Genomic DNA, 686 nt, shown 5'->3' on the forward strand with positions numbered 1-686 from the left:
AGGCGGGCCAGGGACCTGTCGGCCGCGTTGAGTGTTCGGCCGCCAAACCGCCGCGGAAGGGGCGCACCGGACCAGTCCGGCGTCTCGGTGAAGTCTTCGTCCCAGGTCAGCAGACTGCGGGCCTGGCGGGCCCAGAACTCCGGACCTTCGGCCGCTGCTTCGTCATAGACCGACTGCTGGGCAACCGCGCCGGCGGCGAAATCCGCGCTGGGCGGAAAACTGCGGCGCTCGTGGAGCAGGTTCTCCAGTGCGTCGCCTTGCTGCTTGACGGGGGACTGTTCAGACATCGTGAACCCTTTCGCTTAGCTGTCGCCCACGGTCCAGCCCGGATCGAGGGGCTGCCGTGGCGTTGCAATTACCCTAACGCCGATCGGCCGCCAGTGTGTTAACCGTCACATTCACGCCCGGTAACGGGGGTATTTGTGCGGTGAGCGGTAGATCACGGCCCGTGTCGCAGCGGCAGTTCGGCTAGTCTGCGGTGCCGGCGTTGACTAGGCTGTGCAGGGAAGCAACCGCTTTTTACCAGTGCAGGCGGCTCGCCCTGCCGCGGACCGCAGATGTTCTGCCGGCCTGCAGGCGGCGGCCGCGAATGGAGAAACGAATGAACCAGCCCCCCGCTGAGAACGACGCCCGAACGGCGACGGAGACTCCGCCACCGTCGGAGCTTCATTCCGCCGGCGAGGACA

General features: G+C 66.8%; 1 protein-coding gene. It reads right to left on the reverse strand.

All coding sequences use genetic code 11. The features are described 5' to 3' along the window. Positions 1–287 (reverse strand): acetyl-coenzyme A synthetase N-terminal domain-containing protein (locus tag CXQ90_RS21690; protein WP_308470567.1); only part of this gene is annotated, 287 nt, incomplete at its 3' end. Between the last annotated feature and the right edge of the window lie 399 nt (positions 288–686).

The sequence above is a fragment of the Arthrobacter sp. ZGTC131 genome, assembly GCF_002929275.1.
GTDB lineage: Bacteria > Actinomycetota > Actinomycetes > Actinomycetales > Micrococcaceae > Arthrobacter.